The sequence below is a fragment of the Roseateles sp. Mitsp63 genome, from assembly GCF_059491535.1.
The window spans coordinates 5,358,176-5,383,724 of record NZ_CP168509.1 but is presented as its reverse complement, the minus strand read 5'-3'; the positions used below and the strand labels follow the sequence as shown (position 1 = coordinate 5,383,724).

Annotated in this window: 22 protein-coding genes; 15 read left to right on the top strand and 7 right to left on the bottom strand. The window is 70.8% G+C overall.

Annotated features, from left to right (window positions below):
• Window positions 1-160: 160 nt before the first annotated feature.
• The 6 genes from ACEN96_RS23355 to ACEN96_RS23330 all read right to left on the bottom strand — a co-directional run bounded on the left by ACEN96_RS23355 (window position 161) and on the right by ACEN96_RS23330 (window position 5,916).
• Window positions 161-1,069 (bottom strand): DUF2145 domain-containing protein, encoded by a 909-nt coding sequence (locus tag ACEN96_RS23355; RefSeq protein ID WP_495585419.1) that lies wholly within the window; start codon window positions 1,067-1,069, stop codon window positions 161-163.
• A complete protein-coding gene (locus tag ACEN96_RS23350) occupies window positions 1,066-1,581 on the bottom strand; it encodes a hypothetical protein (protein WP_495585418.1) in 516 nt (171 codons plus the stop codon). Before ACEN96_RS23350 ends, ACEN96_RS23355 begins: the two co-directional genes overlap by 4 nt.
• Before the next feature lie 63 nt (window positions 1,582-1,644).
• Window positions 1,645-2,040 carry a hypothetical protein gene (locus ACEN96_RS23345; RefSeq protein WP_495585417.1) on the bottom strand — a complete coding sequence of 132 codons (396 nt, stop codon included), beginning with the start codon at window positions 2,038-2,040 and terminating at the stop codon, window positions 1,645-1,647.
• Window positions 2,041-2,046: 6 nt separating this feature from the next.
• Window positions 2,047-2,634 carry a hypothetical protein gene (locus ACEN96_RS23340; RefSeq protein ID WP_495585416.1) on the bottom strand — a complete coding sequence of 196 codons (588 nt, stop codon included), beginning with the start codon at window positions 2,632-2,634 and terminating at the stop codon, window positions 2,047-2,049.
• 188 nt (window positions 2,635-2,822) lie between these two features.
• The gene (locus tag ACEN96_RS23335; protein WP_495585415.1) at window positions 2,823-4,904 is read right to left on the bottom strand and encodes a CocE/NonD family hydrolase; all 2,082 of its coding nucleotides are present in this window, start codon (window positions 4,902-4,904) and stop codon (window positions 2,823-2,825) included.
• 103 nt (window positions 4,905-5,007) lie between these two features.
• Window positions 5,008-5,916, bottom strand: a complete 909-nt coding sequence (locus ACEN96_RS23330) for a LysR family transcriptional regulator (protein ID WP_495585414.1) — start codon at window positions 5,914-5,916, stop codon at window positions 5,008-5,010.
• A 99-nt stretch (window positions 5,917-6,015) separates the two neighbouring features.
• On the opposite strand from ACEN96_RS23330, the gene ACEN96_RS23325 reads away from it, so the two are divergent.
• From ACEN96_RS23325 to ACEN96_RS23310, 4 genes are all read left to right on the top strand, one after another.
• Window positions 6,016-7,194 (top strand): SLAC1 family transporter, encoded by a 1,179-nt coding sequence (locus ACEN96_RS23325; protein ID WP_495585413.1) that lies wholly within the window; start codon window positions 6,016-6,018, stop codon window positions 7,192-7,194.
• A gap of 94 nt (window positions 7,195-7,288) precedes the next feature.
• On the top strand, window positions 7,289-7,714 hold the full coding sequence (locus ACEN96_RS23320; RefSeq protein WP_495585412.1) for a response regulator: 426 nt from the start codon (window positions 7,289-7,291) through the stop codon (window positions 7,712-7,714).
• Between the two features lie 22 nt (window positions 7,715-7,736).
• Window positions 7,737-9,677 (top strand): sensor domain-containing diguanylate cyclase, encoded by a 1,941-nt coding sequence (locus ACEN96_RS23315; RefSeq protein ID WP_495585411.1) that lies wholly within the window; start codon window positions 7,737-7,739, stop codon window positions 9,675-9,677.
• Between the two features lie 185 nt (window positions 9,678-9,862).
• Window positions 9,863-11,419, top strand: a complete 1,557-nt coding sequence (locus ACEN96_RS23310; RefSeq protein WP_495585410.1) for a methyl-accepting chemotaxis protein — start codon at window positions 9,863-9,865, stop codon at window positions 11,417-11,419.
• A gap of 24 nt (window positions 11,420-11,443) precedes the next feature.
• Here ACEN96_RS23310 and ACEN96_RS23305 read toward each other — a convergent pair whose 3' ends face one another.
• Entirely contained in the window at window positions 11,444-12,673 is a 1,230-nt protein-coding gene (locus ACEN96_RS23305; protein WP_495585409.1) for an MFS transporter, read from the bottom strand.
• 154 nt (window positions 12,674-12,827) lie between these two features.
• Between ACEN96_RS23305 and ACEN96_RS23300 the strand changes: the two genes are divergently transcribed.
• The 11 genes from ACEN96_RS23300 (at window position 12,828) to ACEN96_RS23250 (ending at window position 25,534) form a co-directional block, all read left to right on the top strand.
• A complete protein-coding gene (locus ACEN96_RS23300; protein WP_495585408.1) occupies window positions 12,828-13,829 on the top strand; it encodes an AraC family transcriptional regulator in 1,002 nt (333 codons plus the stop codon).
• Between the two features lie 221 nt (window positions 13,830-14,050).
• Window positions 14,051-14,752 carry a DVUA0089 family protein gene (locus tag ACEN96_RS23295; protein ID WP_495585407.1) on the top strand — a complete coding sequence of 234 codons (702 nt, stop codon included), beginning with the start codon at window positions 14,051-14,053 and terminating at the stop codon, window positions 14,750-14,752.
• Between the two features lie 11 nt (window positions 14,753-14,763).
• Entirely contained in the window at window positions 14,764-16,674 is a 1,911-nt protein-coding gene (locus tag ACEN96_RS23290) for a S8 family serine peptidase (RefSeq protein WP_495585406.1), read from the top strand.
• Between the two features lie 173 nt (window positions 16,675-16,847).
• Entirely contained in the window at window positions 16,848-17,981 is a 1,134-nt protein-coding gene (locus tag ACEN96_RS23285) for an EpsD family peptidyl-prolyl cis-trans isomerase (protein WP_495585405.1), read from the top strand.
• Window positions 17,981-18,868, top strand: coding sequence for a polysaccharide export protein EpsE (epsE, locus tag ACEN96_RS23280; protein WP_495585404.1), 888 nt, complete (start codon window positions 17,981-17,983; stop codon window positions 18,866-18,868). The genes ACEN96_RS23285 and epsE overlap by 1 nt, the downstream gene beginning before the upstream one ends.
• 38 nt (window positions 18,869-18,906) lie before the next feature.
• The gene (epsF, locus tag ACEN96_RS23275) at window positions 18,907-20,325 is read left to right on the top strand and encodes a chain length determinant protein EpsF (protein ID WP_495585403.1); all 1,419 of its coding nucleotides are present in this window, start codon (window positions 18,907-18,909) and stop codon (window positions 20,323-20,325) included.
• Between the two features lie 44 nt (window positions 20,326-20,369).
• Entirely contained in the window at window positions 20,370-21,251 is an 882-nt protein-coding gene (locus ACEN96_RS23270; RefSeq protein ID WP_495585402.1) for a polysaccharide biosynthesis tyrosine autokinase, read from the top strand.
• 122 nt (window positions 21,252-21,373) lie between these two features.
• Window positions 21,374-22,300 (top strand): exosortase B, encoded by a 927-nt coding sequence (gene xrtB, locus ACEN96_RS23265; RefSeq protein WP_495585401.1) that lies wholly within the window; start codon window positions 21,374-21,376, stop codon window positions 22,298-22,300.
• Between the two features lie 8 nt (window positions 22,301-22,308).
• Window positions 22,309-23,064, top strand: coding sequence for an exosortase C-terminal domain/associated protein EpsI (locus ACEN96_RS23260; RefSeq protein ID WP_495585400.1), 756 nt, complete (start codon window positions 22,309-22,311; stop codon window positions 23,062-23,064).
• Window positions 23,061-24,542, top strand: a complete 1,482-nt coding sequence (locus ACEN96_RS23255; RefSeq protein ID WP_495585399.1) for an O-antigen ligase family protein — start codon at window positions 23,061-23,063, stop codon at window positions 24,540-24,542. The genes ACEN96_RS23260 and ACEN96_RS23255 overlap by 4 nt, the downstream gene beginning before the upstream one ends.
• A complete protein-coding gene (locus ACEN96_RS23250) occupies window positions 24,539-25,534 on the top strand; it encodes an acyltransferase family protein (protein ID WP_495585398.1) in 996 nt (331 codons plus the stop codon). Before ACEN96_RS23255 ends, ACEN96_RS23250 begins: the two co-directional genes overlap by 4 nt.
• Window positions 25,535-25,549 lie beyond the last annotated feature (15 nt).

The window sequence follows — 25,549 nt, the reverse complement described above, 5'->3', positions numbered from 1 at the left end:
GAAAACGTTCAGGGCGATCGCCAGCGCGTGGGAGCGGCGTGACGATCGCGTCGTAAAAACGTGAGGCCGTGAGGCGTCCGAAGGGTAGGGGGCCAGGGATGAAGCTTTGATGATGGGCGCCGGCGGAGACGTCCCCTGAAACAGGTCTTACATCCCGCGATCAAGAAGCCAGCGGGAGCACCTCGTCGCCATCGGCGGGCCGGCAGTCGGCGCCCAGCGGCGTCCAGCCGCGGCGCACGACGACCTCGCGGCCGGACGCGCAGAACTCGATGCGCTGCGCGCGCGGCGCGAGCCGGTGGGCGAAGGCCTCGAGCGCTGGCGGTGTGGAGACACGCAGCCGCATCGCATACAGGTCGTCGAGCGGGTGGTCGTCGGTATGGATCAGCGGCACGAACTGGGCCGCGAACATGACCGCGTGGGAGCGCACGACCACGGGCGCCGGGTCGTAGCCGAGCTCGCTCAGCGAGTGCTGGGCCCGCGCGCGCGAGGGAGCCTCGAGGCCGCGGTCCTCGGGGGGCGGCGCCCAGGCGAAGCCCATCAACTCCGCGACCCATTGGTTGCAATTCTGATAGCGCGTGCTGAAGGCGAAGGCGCTCGCGCTGTAGCGCGGCGACAGCAGCGCGAGCGCGAGCCGGTTGTCCAGCGCGCGATCCGCGAGCCGGGCGCCGTCCTCATCCGGCAGCGTGACGATCGAAAGCCGGATCGGCGCGGTGTTGCCGGCGCTCAGCAGGAAGCCGGCGAGGCCTTGGTCGTAGAGCCTGGCGCGAGACTCGTTGCAGGCGTAATAGAGCTGCCTCACTGACCAGGGACCGTTGCGGCTGTCCTTCAGCGCGAGGCCGGCATGCGAGTACAGCAGCTGGAAGCGGCTCAGGTCCGTGCCCGAGCGCGAGACCAGCGCCGCCGAGGCGCCGCTCGCCTCGAGCGCGCGGCGCGCCATCGCGACGACCTGCAGCTGCCGGTCCTGGTCGGTGGCGCTGAGATCGACGGGGCGGTCGCAGAACTGTCCGGCGTGGACGGCCGGCGCGGCGGCGAGCGCCGCGATCAGCGCCGCCGCCTTCCAGCGGATCACAGGGTCACCGGATGGGATTCGAGTTCGCGATGCCAGTCGTCGCGCAGCGCCAGCAGGAAGGCCTGCTGGTTCTCGGCGCGCGCGAACTCGTAGCCGTAATCGCGCTGGCGCGCCAGCACGCGGTCGCCGACGCGCAGCGGCTGGCCGGCGACGGCCTGCTTGGGAACGTAGAGGAAGAACTCGGTGCCGCCTTCGGCGCGCACCGGTTCCAGGCGCAGGCGGGTAGTGTCGGGGCGGCCGGCGGCGTCCTCGACGGCGAGGACCTTGTACTCGCCCTCGGCGACCTTGCGGTCACGGCTGGAGCTGTCGCTGGACTGGCCGATGGAGTCGGACAGCTGGCGCGAGGAGACCGAGCCGGCGCTCGAGGCGGAGGTGGCGATGCTGTCGGCGTGCGCCGGCGCGGCGGCGAAACCCGCCAGCGCCGCCGCGGCGGCCATCACGGAGAAGAGGGAAGGGAAGGGGGAAGGGAAGGGGGAAGAGCGGGAGAAGCTGTGGCGCATAAGACCGTCCATGTGCAAGTCGATCCGGCCGCGAAGCGGCGGCCGGCCCGGGCAAGCATAGGCGAAGGCGGCAATTCACGCGTCCGGGTCGGCGCACTGCTCGAACACCTGCTTCACGCGATCGATCTGGCTTTCCATCGCCTGACGGTCAATCTCGTGCTCCAACCGGTAGTCCGCGATCACCCGGAGATGGCGCAATTTGGCGAGCAGTTCACCCAGTGCCTCCGATCGATCCATGAGCGCCTTGCCGCAGAACGGATTGGGCTCGCTCAACCGATCGATCAACTGCGCGTGGGTGCCGCCCCGTGACCGGCAGGTGCTTTTGTAGGGAAGGAGCCTCTCCCATCGCTGACAGCGGTGATACGACGCGTAATAGGCCCGGGAGACGGCTGAGCGGCGCCGGGCTTCCGTCTTTGCATTCCGGGCTTGATCCTCGGCATCGCGCCGGAGCAGCTTGGCGGTGATCTGCATGGCCTTTCACTCCTCGTCATCGCCATCTTCATCGTCCCCCTCCTCCCAGGCTGGCCTTGGCGGCCAATGCGCGGGGTCGTAGGGATGGACAGACTCATAGCTCACACTGAATCCGGCGCGCCCGGCATGGCAGGCGCTCTTGAGCCGCCACAAGTCCTCGCTCAGCTTCAGGGCGCGATAGCTGTCCGTGTCCACGGACAGTTCAAGGTGCACATTCTGGAAGCCGCATTCGTCCAGCCAGAAGCAGACGCCCACCGGCCCTGCGCACAGCGGAACCTCCTTCATCTTCAGCACCGCCAGAGCCAACCGCAAGATGAGGTAGGCATCGATGCATCGCATCTCCTTCTCCTCAAACACCGCGGTCAGCTGCTGCGCGAGGGCGCCCCAGTCAACCACCTCCTTGTTGTTGACCGGCAAGTCGCATAGCGGCCACCGATGCACCTTTTCCGGATACCTCAACAGATGGACCAGGGCATCCACACCATCCGCCCACGCGCCGGGCGGGACGATGGGCAAGCCGCTGCCCTCCGGCGCGCCAGTCACGGCCGCCTCGTGCGTCTCGGCCATCGCCACTTCCTTCAACACTGCACTCATCGCGCTCATCCTTTCTCGACTGCACATTCATCCCGAATGCCCTGCAGTCTGACGATGAGCGCGTCTCGATTCACTCCCTCCGAAGAGCGCTTCGCCGGGGGATACCGGTTCGAGTAGGCCGGTCCCCCAACGCATATCGATAGTGGGGATGGATGTTCGCGGGGTCAGGACTTGCCTGACCCGCACGATCAGTTCAGCTCGCCCGTCGGCACCACCGGCAGCACGATGCTCGACGGCCGCTGCGGTCCCGCCAGGATCGTCGTCACGTTGCCATCCGCCTGCGCCTGCTGCGGCCCCGGCCAGATGCCCTGCGCCTGGTTGCTCGCGCTGACCGCGATCCGCAGCCGGTGCCCCGCGCGCACCAGCGCCGCCACCGGGAAGACCTCCACCGGCACCAGCATCGGCTCGTTCGCCACCACCGGCTGCACGGCCGCCGTGGTGAACGGATGCCACGGCTGGATCATCGTCCCGTTGACGAAGCGCGAGCGGCTCGGATCCACCGCGCGGTGCGCCGCCGACATCAGCCCATGCGTCAGCGGCTTGACCGCGCCGGTCGCCGGATCGACGTCGTCGATGCGCACCGACAGCGCCGCCTGCGTCCGCGTCGACGAGATCCACAGGTCCGCCTGGATCGGGCCGTTCAGGTAGAGGTCCTGCGCCATCGGCGCGGTCTCGTAGATCGCCGCGCCCTGCAGCGACTCGACGCGCGCGCTGTCCGTGTAGCAGGGCCGCGGCAGCAGCCCCGCCAGGCCCAGCGTCCATTGCACCTGGCTCGCCGAGCAGTCGCTGTGATCGCGCACCTGCACGCTCGCGGTGAACAGCGTGCCCAGCGCCGTGCCGCGCGTGGCCGTCGGCGCGGGCGGCTCGGTCACGGTCCAGCCCGCCGCCGCCGCCGGCATGCGCGCCGCGAGGCTGCCATCGGGCTGCAGGTACCAGCGCTGCGGCGCCATGCGCGGGTGCGGCCAATCGCTGGCCGTCGCGAAGCGCGGCGCGCCGCCGCTGCCATAGCCGTCGACGAACTGCGTCACCGTCGGCAGCGCTTGCGCGCCGGTCTCGCGCCCCTGCAGGTACTGGTCGAACCACTGCAGCAGCAGCGAGGTGGTGCTCGGCGGCCCGAACGACGGCGCGCCGCCATAGCCGCCAATGCCCGCCTGCACCGATTGCAGATGCGCGCCCGGCAGGATCGCGAGCTTGGCCGGCACGTTGCGCTTGAGCTGCTCGTACAGCAGCGGCTGGTCGCGCTGGAAGATGTCCAGCGACGCGCCGACGACGAAGGTCGGCACGCGGATCTTCCCGGCGCTCTCGATCGGCGAGCGCGAGGCCCAGAAGCTGCCGTCGTCGGTGGCGATGCCGCTGGCGCCGCCGACGAAGCCGTCGAAGGTCGGCGCGTACCAGGCGCCGATCGCCGCGACATGGTCGTCCGTGGCCGCGTTGATCTGGCTCGCGAACCAGGGATTGAGCAGCAGCTCCGGCGCGTTCGCGACGCTGAGCGACTGCGTCAGCGGCAGCCAGGTGCTGAGGAACTGCGCGTTGAACATCCCGCCGGTGGCCGCGACGCCGCGGAATGCGTCGCCCATCGGCACCTGCGCGAAGGCGGCCTTCACCGCCGGATGCTGCTGCCCCGCGGTCAACAGCGAGCTGATGCCCAGGTAGGAGGTGCCCGCCACGCCGATGCGGCCGTTGAAGAAGGACTGCCGCGTGACCCAGTCGACAGCCTCGCGATAGGCCTGTTGCTCCTCTGCGCCGATCAGCTGCGTGACGCCGCCGCTCATGCCGGTGCCATGCGCGTCGATGGCGACGGTGACATAGCCGCGTCGCACCATGAACTGGTCCAGGCCGCCGATCAGCAGCGTGTTGCCGCCCGCGGGCGTGAACACGCCGAGGAACTGGCCGACATCGATGCGGTAGGCGGTCTGCGTCAGCACGACGGGGAAGCGCCCCGGCTTCGGAAAGCCGAGGAAGTCCGCCGGCATCGACACCAGCACCGCCAGTTGCCGGCCCGACGACAGCCGGATGAACTGCAGCGGCAGCGTGACCGCGCGTGGGTAGTCCGGCGCGCGGGTGTAGGCGGTGGCGGGCCAGGCCGCGGAGGCATTGGCGGTGATCGCGGGATTCGGCGCGCTCAGGGCGGCGCGCGTGCCCAGCGTGGTGGTCTGGGCGAAGGCGCCGGGCATCGGCGCCGACATCGCGCCCGCCAGCAGTGCGGCCGCGGCCGCTCGGGCGATGGATCGCGGCGCGAGGCGCCGGGCGTCGGAAGAGGCCAGGGTCATGTCTTGTCTCCGTGGCCCGAAGGATGGGATGGCCGCTCGGGCGGCTCTGTGGGATGGGCCGGCCGACCATACCGGGCCGGCGCGCCCGTGGGCATGAGGGAAATCAGGAGTCCGATGGGTATGCGGCTTGCCGAGCCAGCTCCGCCGCCAGCGCGCGGAAGGCCTGCGCGCTGGGACTCGGCGCGTGGCCGCGATGCCAGATCATCGCGAGCTCGCGCACGATCCGGACGTCGCGCACCGGCAGCTCGACGAGCACGCCCGCCGCCAGTTCCTCGGTCACCGAGCGCCGTGACACCCACGACACCGCGTGGCCCAGCCGCAGCAGCCGCTTGATCGCGTCCGGGCTGCCGATCGAGAGCTTGGGCGCCAGCGTCAGCCCGAGCGCCGCATAAGCGCGCGCGACGACCTCGCGGGTGCCCGATCCTGGCTCGCGCATCACGAGCTCGGCCTCGCCGACCTCGGCGGCGGTGAGCGCGCGCCGCTCCGCCAGCGGATGCTTCGCGCCGGCGACGGCCACGATCACGTCCTCGCCCAGCGGCAGCGCGTCGAAGGCGGCGGTGTCATGCGGGCCCTCGATCAGGCCGAGCTGCGCCTCGAGCGCGCGCACCTCGTCCTGCACCTGCCCGGTGTTGGAGACCGACAGCGCCAGCGACACCGCCGGATGGCGGCGCCGGAATTCGTCCAGGATCGCCGGCAGCACATAGGCGCCGGTCGTGCGGCTGGCCGCGATCGCGAGATGGCCGCGGCGCAGGCCGGCGAGTTCCTCGACCGCGGCCTCGGCCGCGTCGGCCAGCTTGAAGATCTGCGCGCCGAAGCCGGCCAGCAGGCGTCCCGCCTCGGTCGGCTGCATGCCGCGCGGCAGGCGGTCGAACAGCGGCACCCCCAGGCGCTCCTCCAGCGCGCGGATCTCGCGCGTCAGCGCGGGCTGGCTGACATGCAGATGCTCGGCGGCGGCGGTGACGCTGCCGGTCTCGACAACGGCCTGGAAGGCGGCAAGGTGGGTGAAATTCATCGGGAAAGGGCGACCCTCGTCATGGGATGCCTGAAAGGCATGGATTTGATCAGAAAGATGTATTTTTCATATCCATGGGCGGTTTCTAGAGTTCAGGGCATGGATACCTCGTCCTCCCTCATTCACCGCGCGATCCGCGGTTTCACGCCCAACTGGTTCGCGTTGACCATGGGCACCGGCGCCACCGCGCTGGTGCTGGCCGCGTTGCCGCTGGGCGCCGCCGGCGAACCGGCCCATGCCGCCGCGCACGCGATCTGGCTGCTGGACGCGCTCGTCTATGCGCTCTTCCTGGCCCTGCTGCTGGCACGCCTGGCGCTGGAACGCGGCGCGCTCGCCGCGCTGCTCGCGCATCCTCAGCAGTCGCTGTTCTTCGGCGCGCTGGCGATGGGCCTGGCGCCGGTGATCAACGGGCTCGTGCTCTTCGAAGGCGCCCGCTCGCCCGGCGTGATGTCCTGGACATTGGGCCTGTGGGTCGCCGACGCCGCGCTGTCGGTGCTCGTCGCCGTGGCGGTGCCGTACTGGATGATCACGCGTCACGACCATCGCCTGGAGCGCGTGACCGCCGCGCTGCTGCTGCCGGTCGTCGCGCCCGAGGTGGCCGCCGCCAGCGCCGCCGTGCTGGCGCCGCACCTGCCCGCCGCGACCGCGCAATGGGTCGCCGGCGCCGGCTATGTGCTGTGGGGGATCTCGGTGCCGCTGGCCTTCTCCATCCTGACGCTGGTGCTGATCCGCCTGATCCTGCACAAGCTGCCGGCGCGCGAGCTCGGCGTCACCAGCTGGCTGACGCTCGGGCCGATCGGCACCGGCGCGCTGGGCCTGCTGACCCTGGGCGAAGCCGCCGCGCACGCCTTCGCCGGCACCGGCCTGGCCGCCACGATGGCCGCCGCGCGCGACCTCGGCCTGATCGGCGCGCTGCTGCTCTGGGGCGCCGGACTGTGGTGGCTCGCCAGCGCGCTGCTGTTCACGCGCCATTACCTGTCCGCCGGCTGGCGCGGGGGCCTGCCGTTCAACCTGGGCTGGTGGGGCTTCACCTTCCCGCTGGGCGTCTACACGCTGGCGACGCTGCAACTCGCCAAGGTCACCGGCTTCGCGGCGTTCGCCGTGATCGGCCAGGTCCTGGGGACCGCGCTGATCGGGCTGTGGACGCTGGTGCTGATCCGCACGCTGGCCAGCCTGGCGCGGGGCGCCTCCCCGGACGCGCGGGGCGCCGGACCGTGCAGCCTGTCACGCGCGCGGCCCCTGCCGATGTCGGGTGCCGCGCCCGCGGCCGCGCTGTAGGTCAAGCCCCTACACGCCGTCCCGCATCCGGCGCTCATCGGGAGATGGAGCCGCTGGATGGCGTGCCCGCTCCGGGAAGCGGACCATGGCAGCCATGAAAGTCGCTGTCATCGAAGATAACGTTCCGGTGCGCCAGCTCCTGGTGCGCCGCGCCGAGCAGCTCGACGGCATCACCGTCGTGGCGCAGGCGTCCGGCGAGGACGAGGCCGTGGACGCCGTGCTGGCCACCACGCCCGACGTCGTGCTGCTGGACCTGCGCCTGGCGCAGGGCACCGGCCTGTCGGTGCTCAGCCGCCTGCGCGGCCATCGCTACACGGGCCGCGTCTTCGTGCTGAGCGCCGATGACGCCGGCACCTGCGCCCCCCTGTGCCGCCGCCGCGGCGCGGATGCCTTCTACGACAAGGCCTTCGATTTCGAGCAACTGCTCAGCGATCTGCACGAGCTGTGCCGCCGTGGCGCAGCGCTGGTGCCCATGAACGCCGGCCCGCGCGCCGACCTTTGCGCCGCCGCCCACGGCTGACCGGACCTCAGGAGGACCCGCCATGAAGCTCGCCATCCCTCTGCCCTCGCTGCCGAAATTCCCCCGGCTGCGCCGGTGGTCGATGCCGGCGCTGCCGGCGCTCTCCTGGTCCGCTCGCGGCCGCATGGCCCGGTGGCTGCTGCTGGGCAACCTGCTGATGGTCGCGGCGCTGGTCGCGATGTCGGCACTGAGCCTGTGGAACCTGCGCCTGACCGACACCGATCGCGCCCGCGACGTGGTCGAGAACCTGGCGCAGAACATCGCGGTCGAGGTCGGCGCCGAGATGCGCAACACCGACAACGCGCTGGCCACGATCGCGCTGCGCTACCGCAGCGCGCGGCCGTCGCCCGACCAGACCGCGATGGTGGCCCACCTGGTCGAGGAACAGCGCGGCCTGCTGCCGCAGGTCGCGGCGCTGCGCGTCGCCGACGTCAACGGCACCGTCGTCACCGGCCTGATGCCCGGCGAGCGCCCCTTCAACATCGGTGACCGCGCCTACTTCGCCCAGGCCCGGGTGACCGACGCGATGGTCGTCTCCGAGCCCTTGAACAGCCGCACCCAGGGCCACTGGTGCGTGATCCTGGCGCGCCGCCTGATCGACCACGACGGCAAGTTCGACGGCATCGTCTACGCCGTCGTCACCGCGCAGCACTTCGTCGACCGCTTCAGCGGCGTGGCGCTGGGCCCGTCGGGCGCGGTCTCGCTGCGCTCCGAGGGGATGAACCTGGTGGCGCGCTACTCCGCCCATGAGCCCAGCTCCACCAAGGGCTTCGGCAAGAAGGCGCTGTCCGACGAGGCGCTGCGCTCGCTCGCGCAGAACCCGGAGCGCGGCGTCTACATCACGCCGACGGCGCTGGACCGCGTCGAGCGCATCACCGCCTACCGCAAGGTGCCGGGCTACGGCATGACGCTGTTCACCGGCATGAGCACCGAGTACTTCCTCGCCGGCTGGCGCGGGCAGGCCGTGCAGCAGGCGCTGCTGGCGGCGCTGGTGGCGCTGGCCGTGGCGGCCGCGTCGGCGCTGATCCACCGCATCCACCGCGGCGAGCGCCGCGCCCGCGACGCGCTGCAGCAGCTGGCGCGCGAGCAGGACGCGATGCTGCAGAACGACCTGATCGGCATGGTCCGGATCCGCGATGAACAGGCCGTCTGGGGCAACCCGGCGCTGGAGCGCATGTTCGGCTACGGCCCGGGCGAGCTGGTCGGCCGGCCCTCGCATCTGCTCTTCCTGAGCCAGCAGGAGCACGCCCGCGTCCGCGATGCCGGCAGCGCCACGATCCGCTCGGGCGGCCGCTTCCACACCCAGCTGCGCATGCGCCGCAAGGATGGCGGCGAGTTCTGGGTCGACCTGCACGGCACCGTGCTGTCGGAGACGGAATCGATGTGGATGCTGGTCGACATCGACGGCCTCAAGCGCAGCGAGGAACAGGCCCAGCACCTGGCCCTGCGCGACGTGCTGACCAACCTGCCCAACCGCCGCCTGTTCGAGGAGAAGGTCGGCGACGCGATCAACGCGGCGCGCCGCACCGGCCGCGGCTTCGCGGTCTGCTACCTGGACCTGGACGGCTTCAAGCCGATCAACGACCAGCATGGCCACGAGGCCGGCGACGAGGTGCTGACCGAGGTCGCCCAGCGGCTGCAGGACCTGGTGCGCAGCAACGACGTGGTGGCGCGCCTGGGCGGCGACGAGTTCGCGATCCTGCTCTCCGACGTGACGCGGCCCTCTGACGTGGAGCAGACGCTGCAGCGCTGCCTGTTCTCCATCCAGCGCCGCATCACGCTGGACAGCGGCGAGAAGGTCTCGGTCGGCGCCAGCATCGGCGCGGTGCTGGGCGGCGGCGAGGACGGCTGCCGCGAACTGCTGCACGCCGCCGACGAGGCGATGTACGCCGTCAAGCGCAGCGGCAAGGGCCAGATCCGGCTCGCCGGCCAGGGCCATTCCGAATGGGCGGTGGCGGCTTGACCCCGCAATGAGCGACAGGATCCGCGGCCGGCCGGGCCACAGGGCAGGGCGACTGGCGTAGCGCGGCGCTCAACTCCGGGGCACCATCGGCCGATGTGACGGGAAGCGCCCCTGGAGGGCCCGCGGCGGCGACCGCGCCCGCGCAGGGGATGACTTCAAGGATCAACCAAGGGAGGAAGCATCACATGAACATCGGAACCTGGCGTCTGTCCACGCAATTGACCGCATCCTTCGTGCTGCTGGTGGCGCTGTGCGCGCTGGTCGGCGGCATGGGACTGCTGCAGATGAGCCGCGTCCACGAGGGCACCACCGAGATCGCCGAGGACTGGCTGCCCAGCATCCAGAACATGGCGGCGATCCGCGTCAAGGCCAACCAGATCCGGCGCATGGAGCCGGACCACCTGCTGTCCACCGATCGCGAGGAGATGGCCCAGATCGAACGCGCCATCGAGCACGCCCGCAAGGAGTTGATGGCCGCCGAGCAGGCCTATCAGCCCTTCATCTCGAATGACGAGGAGCGCCGGCTCTACGCCGAGGTGATCACGGCGCGCGACCGCTATTTCGCGACCCAGGAGACGCTGCTGAAGCTCTCGCGCGACGACGGCGCGGACGCCCAGGCGCGCGCCTTCTTCCGGTCGGAGTCGCGCAACAGCTTCAACACGTGGGTCAAGGCGATCGAGCGCACCGCCGACTACAACGCCAGCGGCAGCGAGCAGTCGCGGCTGGCCGCCGCCCAGGGCTACGTGGCCGGCCATCGCTGGACGCTGCTGCTGACGCTGGCGGCGGTGGTGATGGCGGTCGGGCTGACCTGGCTGCTGACGCGCCACGTGCGGCGGCTGCTGGGCGGCGATCCGGCGGAGGCGGCGCAGCTGGTGCGGCGGGTCGCCGCGGGCGACCTCAGCAGCGAGATCCATGTGCGGCCTGGCGACCAGCACAGCCTGATCGCCGGCCTGCACGCGATGCAGATCGGCCTGCGGCAGGTGGTGGGCGGCGTGCGCCAGGGCAGCGAGTCGGTGGCCAGCGCGAGCGCGCAGATCGCGATGGGCAATGGCGACCTGAGCCAGCGCACCGAGGAGCAGGCCAGCGCGCTGGAGCAGACGGCCGCGACGATGACCGAGCTCGGCGAGACGCTGCAGCAGACCTCCGAGCACGCGCAGGAGGCGGACCGGCTGGCCCGCTCCGCGAGCGAGGTGGCACGGCGCGGCGGAGCGGTGGTGACGCAGTTCGTCCAGACCATGCATGGCATCGACGAAAGCAGCCGGCGCATCGCCGACATCATCGGCACCATCGACGGGATCGCGTTCCAGACCAACATCCTGGCGCTGAACGCGGCCGTCGAGGCCGCGCGGGCCGGCGAGCAGGGCAAGGGCTTCGCGGTCGTGGCCTCCGAGGTGCGCGCGCTGGCGCAGCGCAGCGCCGAGGCGGCCAAGGAGATCAAATCGCTGATCACCGTCAGCGTCGAACGCGTGGAACAGGGCTCCGGACTGGTCCAGGAAGCCGGCGCGACGATGACCGAGATCGTGGCCGCGATCGGGCGGGTGACCGAGGTCGTCGGCGAGATCAGCAATGCGACGCGGGAGCAGTCGGCGGGCGTGAACCAGGTGGGAGAGGCGGTGAGCCAGATGGATCAGGTGACGCAGCAGAACGCGGCGCTGGTCGAGGAGTCGGCCGCCGCCGCGGAAAGCCTGCGGCAGCAGGCGGACGCGCTGGTGCAGTCGGTCGCGGCCTTCCGCCTGCGCTGAGCGTTCCGCCCCCGGCTCCCCCGCTCAAGCGGCGCGGGGGCCGTGGCGCAGGGTGAGCAGCGTGCCGAGCGTGATGGCGGCCGCGGCGAAGGTGGGACCGCCGAGCGCGCCGATGTGGTCGACCAGCATGCCGCCGCCAATGGCGCCGCTGGCGATGGCGATCTGGAAGGCCGCGACGAGCAGGCCGCCCGCGCCCTCGGCCTGGTCCGGCGCGACGCGGACGATCCAGGTCTGGAAACCGACCGGGAAGGCGCCGAAGGCGAAGCCCCACAGCACCACGGCGACCGCGGTGACCCAGGTGGAGGAGCCCGCCAGCAGCAGGCTCGCCGCCAGCACCACGATGAGCGAGCCGCCCGCGACGATGGCGCGGCGTTCACTGCGCTCGGCGATGAAGCCGCCCGCCAGGTTGCCGAAGAAGCCGCCGATGCCGTAACCCAGCAGGATCGCGGAGATGGCGGAGACCGGCAGGTGAGTGACGTTCTCCATCAGCGGACGGATGTAGGTGAAGCCGGCGAAGTGGCCCGAGATGACCAGCAGCACCGCCAGCAGCGCGACGCGCACGCCCGGCCGCGTCAGCAGCTCGCCCAGCACGCGCAGGTCGGGGTTGTCCTTGGGCGCGAGCCGGGGCAGGGTCAGCACCTGCGCGGCGAGCGTGACCACGCTGAGCGCGCCGGCCGCGATGAAGGCGCTGCGCCAGCCCCAGACCTCGCCCATCCAGGCGCCGATCGGCGCCGCGCAGACGGTGGCGACGGAGACGCCGGCCAGGATGACCGACATGGCGCGCGCGAACAGGCGCTCGGGAACGAGCCGCATCGCGAGCGCCGCGGCCATGGACCAGAAGCCGCCCAGCGCCACGCCCAGGATGACCCGCGCCGCGAGCAGCATGCCCAGGCTGGACGCCGTGACCGCCATGGCGTTGGACAGGATCAGCAGCAGCGTCAGGACGACCATGACCAGACGCCGGTCCAGGCGCCGGGTCAGCAGCGGGATGGACGGCGCCGCGACCGCGCCGACCAGCGCCGTCGCGGTGACGGTCTGGCCGGCCGCTCCAGCGCTGACGCCCAGGTCGGCCGCCATGGCGGTGAGCAGGCTGGCGGGCAGGAACTCCGCCGTGACCAGGCCGAAGACGCCCAGCGTCAGCGAGGCAATGGCGCTCCAGTGCGCATGGCCGCTGTCGTGAACGGCGGGTGGCAGGGCCGCGGGCGGGGAAGCCGGCGGGCGGGTGTCGAGGCAATCGGTGCAAGAGGAAGTCACGGCGGAAGTCAAGGCAGTGGCAATGGGGATCAGCTTACGGATAGCATCCTGGCGTTTCCATGACGGAAGAGCCGAAATGCTTGACGAATCCTCCAGAGCTGTTGCCGTCCCCGGCCCCGTGCATGCGCGCGTTGATGTGCCCGTTCATGTGCCTATGACCGGGCCGCTCCCGCCGTCGCCGCTCAAGCCGGCCGACTTGCTGACGCAGATCCTGCTGGGCCTGCGGCTGGAAGGCGTCGAGTACGGCCGCTGCCTGCTGCGCGCGCCCTGGGCCATCGCCTTCCCGGCGCGGGCCGAGGCGCGCTTCCATTTCGTCGCGCGCGGCGGCTGCTGGCTGAAGACCGGCGGCGGCGCCGAGTGGGTGCGGCTCAATGCCGGCGACGCGGTGCTGCTGCCGCGCGGCAGCGCGCACGTGCTGGCGAGCGCGCCGGACCTGCCGGCCGTGGAGATCGATTCGCTGTCGCGCCGTGCCGTCGCGGACGACATCTACCTGGTCGGCGCGCAAGCCGAGGCCGAGGCCGCGGCGAAGGCGGCGCCGTCCGCCGAGCCGGTCGACGTGGTGTTCTGCGGCGCGATGCGCTTCAACCTGGACCCGCTGCATCCGCTGCTGGCGATGATGCCGGACGCGATGCGCGCCAACGACCTGGCGCGCCGCGATCCGACCGTGCCCGCGTTGCTCGAGGCGATGGAACGCGAGGTGGCGCTCGATCGCATCGGCGCCTGCGGGATCCTCGCGCGCATGGCCGACGTGCTGGCCGCCAGCATCATCCGCGCCTGGGTGGAATGCGCCTGCAACGACGCCAGCGGCTGGATCGCCGCCGTGCAGTGCCCCAGCATCGGCAAGGTGATCGCGGCGATCCACGCCGAGCCCGAGCGCGACTGGAGCGTGCCGGAGCTGGCCGGGCTGATGGGCGCGTCGCGCTCGCGCTTCGCCGAAGCCTTCACCCGCACCGTCGGCGAGAGCCCGGCCAAGTACGTGGCCAAGGTGAAGATGTTCCAGGCCCGCCGCTGGATCGCCCATGACGGCATGCGCGTGGCGGTGGCCGCGGACCGGCTGGGCTATGACTCGGAGGCGTCGTTCAGCCGCGCCTTCAAGCGCATCGTGGGCCAGCCGCCCGGCGCGCTGCGCCGCTCGGCCGCGCGTCCACCGGGCTAACCCGGAGTCGGCCGCCTTTACATCCCCGCATCGCGGGGGGTGGCCCTCCGATCGGCCCCGCGCCAGGGGGTGGCACGCAAGTCCTGGTGGCATCGGGAGTTCCCGCCGGACCTTCACGTTTTCGTGAAATCTGGCACGGGTCGTGCTTCACGCTCGGCCGTCCGGAACCGCCGTGTCCGCGGTGATCCCGCGCGGCCCGCCCCACTTCAAAAGGAAGCCCGATGTCCACCCGAGTCAAGCGCATCAAGAACACCTGGCTGCCGATCGCGGCGCTGGCCCTGGGGGCGGCGACGTCCGCCCAGGCCGCCGCGGTCTTCCTGGAAGGCGGCACCGATGCCGGCGAGTCGATCGCCACCGCCGTGACCTTCGCCGGCTCCAGCCCCGTCGACGCGATCCGCGGCACGCTGGACGGCGGCGCCGACGCCGACATGTTCGCGGTCTACCTGACCGCCGGGACCGCGTTCTCCGCGACCACGACCGCGTCGGGCTTCCCCTATAACTTCTTCGACACGGTGCTCTACCTGTTCGACGCGGCGGGCAAGGGCCTGATCGCCAACGACGACGACGGCAACGCCGGCGGTTCGCAATCGACGCTGAGCGGCTACATCCCGACCGTCAGCGGCCTGTACTACCTGGCCATCACCGGCGCGAGCTACACGCCGGTGAGCGGCGGCGCGGCGATCTTCCCGTCGCTGCTGGGGCAGGGCGGCAACGTGGCCGCGAATCCGGGCGCGGGCGCGCTCACGGGATGGAACAGCATCACCAGCGAGTCCGGCGACTACGAGCTGGTGCTGACCGGCGCCCGCACCGCGGCCGCCTCCGACGTGCCCGAGCCCGGCAGCCTGCTGCTGGCCGGCGCGGCGCTGGGTGCCGCCGGCCTGATCCGCCGCCGCAAGCCCGCCGCCGACAAGACCAACGCCTGAGGAGCCGGCCCATGACGACGAATTCCCGCACCTTCCCCCGCCTGCGCGTCCTGACGGCGCTGATCGCGCTCGCCGCCTGCGGCACCGCCCACGCGCAGCACGCCCGGCTGGACAGCGCGCTGTCCGACATGGTCGACAAGCAGGCCGCGCGCAAGCTGCTGCGCAGCCTCGCGGTCGAGACCGACACGCCGCAGCCGCTGGTGGCGTCGATGACCGATGAAGAGGGCCGCGTGCTGGTGGACATCTACCTGGATGCCGGCGCCTCGCTCGACGCCTTCACCGGGTCGCTGACCGCCGCCGGCGCCCGCGTCACCGGCGTGAATCCGGCCTTCGGCAACGGCGCGATCTCGGCCTACGTGCCCCCCTCGGCGCTGGCCTCGCTGTCCGCGGTCGACGGCCTGCACCTGATGAAGCTCACGCGCCGTCCGCAGCGCAACGTCGGCGCGGTCACCTCGCAGGGCGCGCCGGTGATGCGCAGCAACGTCGCCAACGCCGCCGGATGGACCGGCGCCGGCATCACCGTCGGCGTGCTGTCCGATTCCTACGACCAGTCGCCGCTGTCCTTCACCACGATCCGCGCGGCCAACGACATCGCCACCGGCGACCTGCGTCCGCCCAAGCTCGTGATCGACAACGCGGCGAGCCCGAGCAACACCGACGAGGGCCGCGCGATGATGCAGATCGTGCAGGACGTGGCCCCGTCCGCGGACCTGTGCTTCGCCACCGCCTTCGCGGGCGAGGCCGCCTTCGCCGCCAACATCCGCCGGCTGCGCACCGATCCGGCCTGCCGCGCCGACGTGATCGTCGACGACGTGTTCTATTACGACGAGCCCTTCTTCTCCGACGGCCAGGTCGCGCAGGCCGTCACCGACGTGGTGACCAGCACGGCGCTGGCGGGCCGGCCGGTGTCCTACTTCTCGTCCGCCGGCAACCAGGGCTCGGCCGGCGGCGACGGCTCGATCGACATCCCCGCCGCGACCTTCTCGACGGCGCCGGCCAACCTGGGCAACGTCAACCTCGCGTCGCTGGCCACCTGCACCAGCTCGCCGTCGTCCGGCAGCACCAAGGCCGACACCGGCGGCGGCTTCCTGGACTTCGGCGGCGGCACCTACGCGCTGCCGGTGACCTACACGTCCTCGGGCTCGACGCTGCTGATGCAGTGGGACGACCTCTTCTATCAGCACAAGGTCACCACCGACCTGAACTTCTACCTGATCAACAGCGCCGGCAACTGCGTCTTCGCCTTCGCGGCCAACAACATCAACACCGACTACGGCATGGAGCAGGTCGGCCTGTCCGGCGGCGCCAGCGGCAGCTATCGCATCATGGTCGGCCGCACCAGCGCCGGCACGAAGCTGGCCTCGCGCGTGCGGCTGCTCAACCTGCAGGGCTGGGGCGGCCCGGCCTTCCAGGTGCGCAACAGCCCGACGACCTTCGGCCACAGTGCCGCGGCCGCCGCCAACAGCGTCGCCGCCTACCGCTACACCTTCCCGGCCACGCAGCAGAGCCCGTTCATCCCCGCGTTCGAGAGCTTCTCCAGCCCGGGTCCGGTGACGATCGCCTTCGACGCCGCGGGCAACCGGCTGCCGGTGGCCGAGACGCGCAAGAAGCCCGACATCGCCGCGCCCGACGGCGGCAACACGACCTTCTTCTACAAGAACTCGGATTACGAAGGCGACGGCTTCAACAACTTCTTCGGCACCAGCGCCGCCGCCCCGCATGCGGCCGCCGTCGCCGCGCTGATGCTGCACAAGGCCGGCGGCCCCGGCACGCTGACGCCCAAGCAGGTCAAGAGCCTCCTGCAGGGGACGCCGGCGGCGCGGGTGATTCCGTTCTCGGGCGGCGCCGCCGTCAAGGGCTGGAGCCTGTACGACGGCTTCGGCCTGATCGACGCGGTCAACGCGCTGGGCAAGCTGCCCTGATCCCGCGCCGCGCGCCGGTCCTCGAGGCCGCCGTCCGAAAGGCCGGCGGCCTCGTCCATTTACGGCTGATTTCAAGCGGTTGCATTGATGTTCCCCCGCGTACCGGAGGGCCCGCGTCCCCCTTGTTCGCGGGGGGGCTGGAGGCCCGATGGCCACGGGGGCAGGACCCATTCTTGCTATGTCCCCTCCGACCCCGGAATGGAGGGCCCGGGGACCCCTGGAACGAGGCGGTTCCGTCATGGTGCAGGGCTACACTCGCCGCTCTCGCGAACGCGCAGAACGCCTCCTGGCCGGGCTCGCGGACAGATAAAACTACCAAGGTCGACAACATGCAGGTGATCAGGACTCGGGTCCTCGGGATTGAAGCGCGGCGCGCCGGCTCGGCTGGCGCGATCGCGGCGGCCGTTCTTGCCGCAACGATGCTCGCCGCCTGTGGCGGCGGCAGCGGCGCGAAGGCTTCGCAGACCGCGGCCAAGGTGAACAAGGAAGAGATCACCGTCCACCAGATCAACTTCGTGCTGCAGCGCCAGCCCAACCTCAAGCCCGAGCAGGTCGAGGCCGCCTCGCGCCAGGTCCTGGAGCGCCTGATCGACCAGGAACTCGCCGTCCAGAAGGCCCAGGATCTCAAGCTCGATCGCGATCCGCGGGTGGTGCAACAGATCGAAACCGCCAAGCGGGAGATCATCGCCAGGGCCTATGCTGACCACCTGGGCGAGACGGTGACCAAGCCGTCCGACCAGGAAATCAAGCAGTACTACAACGACAAACCGGCACTTTTTGCCGAGCGTCGCATCTACAACTTGCAGGAACTCAACATCGAGGCGAAGCCGGAGCAGTTCGAAGCGATCCGCGCCAAGCTCCAGGGTGCCAAGACCCTCCCCGAATTCGTCGACGCGCTCAAGGCCGACAACTTCAAGTTCGTCGGCTCCCAGATGGTGCGTTCGGCCGAGCAGATCCCGCTCAACAACCTCGACGCCATCGCGCGCCTGAAGGACGGCCAGTTCATCATGAACAGCCACCCCGGCGGCCTGACCGTGCTGTTCCTCGCCGGCTCGCAGAGCCAGCCCGCGACCGAAGCCCAGGCGCGTCCGTCGATCGAGATGTTCCTGCTGAACCAGCGCCGCGCCGAACTCGTCGCCAAGGACATCAAGTCCATGCGCGAGAACGCCAGGATCGAATACGTCGGCAAGTTCGCCGAAGGCGCGGCCTCCGCGCCCACGGCCGCGCCTGCCGCGTCCGACAGCCCCACCGCCGCCAGCGGCCCGGTGGACAACAACGAACTCGCCAAGGGCCTCGGCATCAAATGATGAACCTGCGTCGCTTCCCCCTCCTTTCGCTGGCCGCCACCGCCGTCCCGGCGCTCCTGGCCGCGTCGATCGCCACGGGCGCCATCGCCCAACCCGCCACTCAATCGGCCACGCGCCCCGCCAACGCCCCCGCGCCGGCCGGCCTGTCCACCGGCGCGGCCGCCGAGTACCGGCTCGGATCGGGCGACGCGATCAAGATCAGCGTGTTCCAGAACCCGGACATGACGCTGGAGACGCGCGTGTCCGAGTCGGGCACGATCAGCTTCCCGCTGCTGGGCGTGGTGCGCATCGGCGGTCTGTCCGTCAGCGAGGCCGAGAGCCGCATCGCCGAGGGCCTGCGCAAGGGCAACTTCGTCAAGCAGCCGCAGGTGACGATCCTGGTGCTCAAGGTCACCGGCAACCAGGCCAGCGTGCTGGGCCAGGTGAACCAGCCCGGGCGTTATCCGCTGGAGGTGGCCGACACGCGCCTGACCGACCTGCTGGCCAACGCGCGCGGCGTCTCGCCCGCCGGCGGCGACCTGCTGGTGCTGACCGGCCAGCGCGGCGGCAAGCCGTTCCGCCTGGAGATCGACCTGCCGACGCTGTTCGGACCGGGCGGCCGCGAGCAGGACGTGGTGGTGCTCAACGGGGACGTGCTGTGGGTCGAGCGCTATCCGATGGTCTACATCTACGGCGAGGTCCAGAAGCCCGGCCAGATCCGCCTGGAACGCGGCATGACGCTGCTGCAGGGCCTGGCCGCCGGCGGCGGTCTGACGCTGCGCGGCACCGAGCGCGGCATCCGCGTGCATCGCAAGGACGCTGCCGGCAAGGTGCAGGAACTCAAGCCGGCCATGGACGAGTCGCTCAAGGACGGCGACGTGATCTTCGTCCGCGAGAGCCTGTTCTGACGCAGTAACCCCGGGTTCCTGTCCCGGCGAAGGAGTGCATGGTGACGCCCAGCAAGTTGATGTCGATCATCCTGGCCCGCTGGCAGCTGGTGCTGCTGGTGGTCATGGTGACCACCCTGACGGCGCTCGGGGTCAGCCTCGTGCTGCCCAAGCGCTACCTGGCCAGCGCCTCGGTCGTCGTGGACGCCAAGCCCGACCCGGTGTCGGCGCTGATCTATCCCGGCATGGCCTCGCCCGCCTACATGAACACGCAGGTGGACGTGATCGCCAGCGATCGCGTCGCGCTGCGCGTCGTGCGCGACCTGCGCCTGACCGAGCTGCCCGAATTGCGCGAGCAATGGCAGGCGCAGGGCGCCGAGGGCTCGATGGAGCAATGGGTCGCCGCGTTCCTGCAGGCCAACATGGAGGTCAAGCCCTCCAAGGAAAGCAACGTGCTGACGGTCAACTACCGGTCGCCGTCGCCCCAGGTCGCCGCGCAGATGGCCAACGCCTTCGTCAAGGCCTACATCGCCACCACGCTGGATCTGCGCGTCGAACCCGCGCGCCAGTACGCCGGCTACTTCGACCAGCAGGCCAAGGCCGCGCTGGACCGGCTGGAGCAGGCGCGCGCCAAGCTCTCGGCCTACGAGCGCGAGCACGGCATCCTGGCCTCCGACGAGCGCCTGGACGTCGAGAGCGCCCGCCTGAACGAACTGTCCTCGCAGCTGGTGGCGCTGTCCTCGCTGGCGACCGAGTCGCGCAGCCGCTCCGGCCAGGCCGCGCGCAGCGGCGATCAACTGCCCGATGTGCTCGCCAACCCGGTGGTGTCGCAGCTCAAGGCCGACGTCAGCCGCGCCGAGGCCAACCTGCAGCAGCTCAGCACCCGCTACGGCGACAACCACCCGCAGGTGATCGAGGCCAAGGCCTCGGTGGCCGATACGCGCGCCAAGCTGAACGCGGAAATCCGCCGCGTGACCGGCTCGGTCGCGGTGACCAGCACCATCAACAGCCAGCGCGAGGCGGAGACCCGCGCGCAGATGGAGGCGCAGCGCGCCAAGGTCGTCAAGCTCAAGGAAGCGCGCGATGAAGCCAGCGGCCTGATGCGCGAGGTCGAGAGCGCCCAGCGCGCCTACGAGAACATCACCACGCGCCTGACGCAGACCAGCCTGGAAAGCCAGTCCACGCAGAGCAACGTGAACCTGCTCGCCGAGGCGACGCCGCCGCTCAAGCCCGCCTCGCCGCGCGTGGCGCTGAACACGGCGCTGGCCTTCGTGGCCGGCCTGGTGCTGGCGGTCGGCATCGCGCTGCTGCTGGAACTGCGCGACCGCAAGGTGCGCGATGCCGACGACGTGATGGCCGTGCTGCCGCTGCCGATGCTGGGCGTCCTGCCGGCGCCGGGCAAGCGCGCGGCGCTGCCCTCGGCCGAACGGCGCCTGCTCGGTGCCGGTCCCGGCACCGCCAGCCGAGGAGCCGCCTGATGTCGGATCTCAAGGAACCCATTCCCCTGGCTCACAGCAAACCCGTGGACGGACCTCTGAACAAGCCCTCCTCCGGCAGCGGTGCCGGCGTGCATGACCGCTCGATCGGCGCCATCATTGCCGAGACCCGCAACCTCAGCGCCGACCAGGTCGAGCGCGTGCTGCAGTACCAGCGCGAGCGTGGCATCCGCTTCGGCGAAGCCGCGGTGGCGCTGGGCTACGCGAACGCCGAGGACGTGCTGGAGGCGCTGTCCAAGCAGTTCCACTATCCGTACGCCCCCAACGAACGCAAGACGCGCAGCCCCGAGCTGGTGGCGCTGAACCAGCCGTTCTCGTCGCAGTCGGAAGTCTTCCGCGCGATCCGCAGCCAGATCACGATGCGGCTGTACCGCGAGGGCGAGCCGCGCCGCGCACTGGCCGTCATCAGCCCTGACACGCTGGACGGCAAGAGCTACTTCACCGCCAACCTGGCGGTGACGCTGGCGCAGTTGGGCGGCCGCACGCTGCTGGTCGACGCGGACCTGCGCCGCCCGCGGCAGCACGAGATCTTCGACGTGAACAACCAGTCCGGCCTGTCCTCCATCCTGTCGGGCCGCAGCGAGCCGCGCGTGATCCAGCAGGTGGAGGGGCTGAACAGCCTGTTCATCCTGCCGGTGGGCGCGGTGCCGCCCAATCCGGTGGAGCTGCTGGAGCGGCCCGCCTTCGGCCTGCTGATGCGCGAGCTGGCCGGCAAGTTCGACCACGTGCTGGTGGACACCTCCGCCAGCCGCTACGGCGCGGACGCCGCCATCGTCGCGTCGCGCTGCGGCGCGGCGCTGGTGCTCGCGCGCCAGAACCAGTCGCGGGTGAGCGCGCTGCAGGACCTCACCGACAGTCTGGATGGCGTTTCCACCACGCTGGTGGGCACCGTCATGAACCAATACTGACACCGGATACCGGGCGAGACGTCACAGCGGCCGGCAGAGCCGCGAACATCGACCACAGGCGGGGCCGCGGGGCCCGTGCCGCCGCATGTCCGGAACCACCAGCAGGGATCGCAGTGAACGCCATGACGCAGAATGTCCTTCCCGGCGCGCCGGGCCGCCCGGGCGCGGCCTTCTGGGCCGCCAACCGGGTCGCGCTGATCGCGCTGGCGATCGGCCTGGTTGCGCTGTACGCGCCCACCGTCGTCGACTTCCTGCGCGGCCCGTGGCGCGGCGACCGCAATTCGCATGGGCCGATCGTGCTGGCGCTGTCGGCCTGGTACTTCTACTTCCAGACCCGGCGCATGGCGCGGGAGGGCAAGTCCTTCCGCCCCCGCCCGGCGCCGGTGGCCGGCTGGACGCTGGTCGCGCTGGGGCTGCTGGCCTACGTGCTGGGACGCTCGCAGTCGATCGCCGTGCTGGAGATGGGCTCGCTGATGCCGGTGCTGCTCGGCCTGGCGCTGGTGCTGCTCGGGCCCGAGATCGCGCGCCGCTACGGCTTCGCCTTCTTCCTGCTGCTCTTCGCGGTGCCGCTGCCTGCGTCGATCGTCGACGTCATCACCCAGCCGATGAAGCTGGCCGCCTCCTGGGGCGCCGAGACCCTGATGTACGCCTTGGGCTACCCGATCGCGCGGGCCGGCGTGATCCTGCAGATCGGTCCCTACCAGCTGATGGTCGCGGACGCCTGCGCGGGCCTGAACTCGCTGTTCACGCTCGAGGCGCTCGGCCTGCTCTACATGAACGTCGTGCGCCATGAATCCGTGTTCCGGAACGTCGCGCTGGCGCTGCTGATCGTGCCCATCTCCTACTGCTCCAACGTGATCCGCATCCTGATCCTGGCCTTGCTGACCTACCACCTGGGCGACGACGTCGGCCAGGGGTTCATGCACGAGTTCTCCGGCATGGCGCTGTTCCTGACCGCGCTGATGCTGATCGTCGGCGTCGACGGCCTGCTGCGCGGCCTGTCGCTGCGCTGGAACCGCCTGCGCGCGGCGGCGGGGGGCGCGCGATGAGCCTGCCGATGCCATCCTCCAAGGGCACGCCCCCGGTGAGCACCGCGTCCGCGGGTGCGGCCGACGCGCCGCCGCGTTTCTCGCGCCGCGCCTGCCTGACCGGCGCCGCGCTGATGGGCGTCGCGGCCGCCGGGGCGTGGCTGGCCACGCCGCGCCTGCAGGCCGTCACCGGCGCGCCCAGCCTCGATGCGGTCGTGCCCAAGGCCTTCGGCGATTGGCGCGTCGTGGCCGACTCGACGACCCAGGTCGACGTGGCGCAGGGCGTCGAGACGGTGCTGGAGCAGCCCTACGACCAGACGGTGATGCGCACCTATGCCAACGGCCACGGCGAGCAGGTGATGCTCGCGCTGGCCTGGGGCGAGCGCCAGCGCCAGGACGTGAAGGTGCACCGGCCCGAGGTCTGCTATCCCGCGCAGGGCTTCGCCGTGCGCGTCAGCGAGGCCGGCCGCCCGATCGCCACCCGAGGCCGCGCGCTGCCGGTGCCCACGACGCAGCTGCTGGCCGAAAGCCGCGGCGGCGGCTTCGAGGCGGTGCGCTACTGGATCCGCATCGGCGACAGCTACGGCGGCGACGGCCTGGCCGCGCGCTGGTACATCCTCAATGAAGGGCTGGCGGGGCGCATTCCCGACGGCATCCTGGTGCGCGCCTCGCAGCGCCTGGCGCAGGCCGGCGCCGCGCCGGCGTCGCAGGCGCTGATGGAACGATTCCTTGCCGAGCTGGTGGCGTCCGTCCCGGCCTCGGCCCGCGGGATGCTGGTCCGATGAACGCGGCAAGCAAGGGCCTGAACCCCTACGGCAACGACCGCCGCTCGCGGCTGCCGGCGCGGCGGACGCTGGCGTGGGCGCTGGCGCTGGCCGTCGGCTGCATGGTCCTGGGCATCGCTTGCGTCGTCATGGGCGACCTGGCGGCGCAGAAGCCGGTGTTCTTCGTCGTGCTGCCGGTGGCGCTGATCGTGGCCTTCATGTTCCTGGCCAATCCGAAGGCGCTGCTGCTGACCATCATCCTGCTGCGGGCCATCGGCAACCCGGTGCTCGAGGAGGCGCGCTTCGCGAGTTTCGGCGGCCTGGGCGGCCTGGTGAACCTGGCGGTGATCCTGCTGGCCCTGGTGTTCTGGATGCGCGAGCCGCGCCGCATCCCGCGCGTGGCCTGGATGGTGTGGCTGCCCTTCATCGTGACGCAGGCGGTGGGCCTGCTGTACTCGCCGGACCGGCTGCCGGAGCTGCGCACCTTCCTGGGCACGCTCAGCACGATGGCGATGTTCGTCGTTGCCTTCTACGTCGTCGAGGACTGGACCTCGTTCGACCGCATCCTCAAGCTGGTGATCTGGTCCTCGGTGCCGGTGGCGCTCTACACGCTGGTCGCGATCGCGCGCGGCGACGTCCACGTCACCAACGACCCGGCGGCGATGGGCCGCTACAAGGGGCCGTTCTCGCACCCCAACATCCTGGCCTTCTACCTGGTGCTGATGCAGGGCGTGCTGCTCTACCTCTGGAAGAACGCGCGCACGCTGGCCACCACGACCACCGCCGCGCGGCTGGCCATGGCCTTCTACCTGCTGGTCCTGCTGGCCCTGCTGGCGGCGACCAAGACGCGCAGCGCATGGATGGCCGCCGGCGCGATGTTCTTCCTGTACGGGCTGCTGTTCGAGCGCCGCTTCCTGCTCTACCTGCTGCTGGTGCCGCTGCTGGCGCTGCTGGTGCCCGACATCCGCGACCGCGTGCTCGACATCGGCCAGGGCAACGTGGTGGTGCAGTACGCCAAGCTGAACTCCTTCACCTGGCGCCGCGTGCTGTGGGAGGACGCCATCGCGTGGATGGCGCCGATCCGCTACGCGTTCGGCTACGGCTCGGGCGGCTTCTTCTTCAACTCGCCGACCTTCTTCAGCCTGAGCGGCGGCATGACCACCGGGGCGCACAGCGTGGCGGTGCAGATGCTGTTCGACGTCGGCATCGTCGGCCTGGGCGCCTACTACTGGAAGTACTGGCGCGCGGCGCAGATCTTCTGGCGCTTCCGCCGCGAGGACGCGCTCCTGTCGGCGATGTTCATCGCGCTGCTGATCGGCTACGTGGTGGTCTCGCTGTCCGACAACATGCTGAGCTACCTCGTCTTCAACTGGTTCTTCTGGTTCGTGATGGGCGCGGGCTGCGCCATCGTCTGCCATGAGAAGGCCGACATCGGCCACCGGCCGCGGCGCGCCGTGCGCCGGGTGGCGCGACCGTGGGCCGTCACGGAGCCGGCATGAGCGGCGCCGCAGCCCGGTCCCCGGTCCTGGACGGCGTGCGCGGCCTGAGCATCGTGACCGTGCTGGTCGCGCACCTGCTGCCGCTCAACGCCCTCGGACCGCGGCTCAACGAATCGGCCGGCATGCTGGGCATGGCGCTGTTCTTCGTGCTGTCCGGATATTTCATTGGCAAGCAGGTGTTGATCCAGTCGCACCCGCTGGAGTTCGTGGCCAAGCGGCTGCTGCGCATCCTGCCGCTGGCCTGGCTGGTCGCGGTGGTGGTCGCCGCCATCTGGCACTTCCCGCCGTCGGCACTGGCCTCGCACCTGCTGTTCTACGCCAACCTCAGCAGCCCCGGCATGCGCGTGCCGCTGGACCACTTCTGGAGCCTGTGCGTCGAACTGCAGTTCTACGCGCTGGCCACGCTGCTGCTGTTCTTCCGTCCGGGCGTGGCGCGCATCGCGGTCCCGGTGCTGCTCTTCGCCGTGACGGCCTATCGCGTGTACATGAGCGGCTACAGCGGCAGCATCACCTGGTACCGCATCGACGACATCCTCGCGGGCTTCGTGCTGGCGATCCTGCTGCACTCGCCGAGCCGGCGCGAGGCGCTCGAGTTCTTCGAGCGGCCCGTGGTCCTGTGGATCGCCGCGGCGATGCTGTGCCTGACCTGCTACAGCGTGGACGGCAACTTCGCCTCGTTCGTGCGGCCGTATGCCGTGCTGGTGCTCACCGGCGCGCTGATGAGCCAGCCGCGCTCGGCGCCGTCGGTGTTCCTGTCGCGCCCCTTCTGGGGCTATCTGGCGGCGGTGTCCTTCGCGGTCTACGTGCTGCATGTGCCGTTGGAGCACACCTGGCTGGGCTCCGGCGATGTCACCGAAAAGTACCTCAAGCGACCACTGCTGCTCGCAGTGATCTTCCTGCTCGCGCATCTGTCGACGTTTTACTTCGAGCGACACTTTATTGCGATGGGCCACCGAGTGAGGATGTCCAATGACCCGGTTCGTAGTGTTTGAGGCTGGACGGATGTC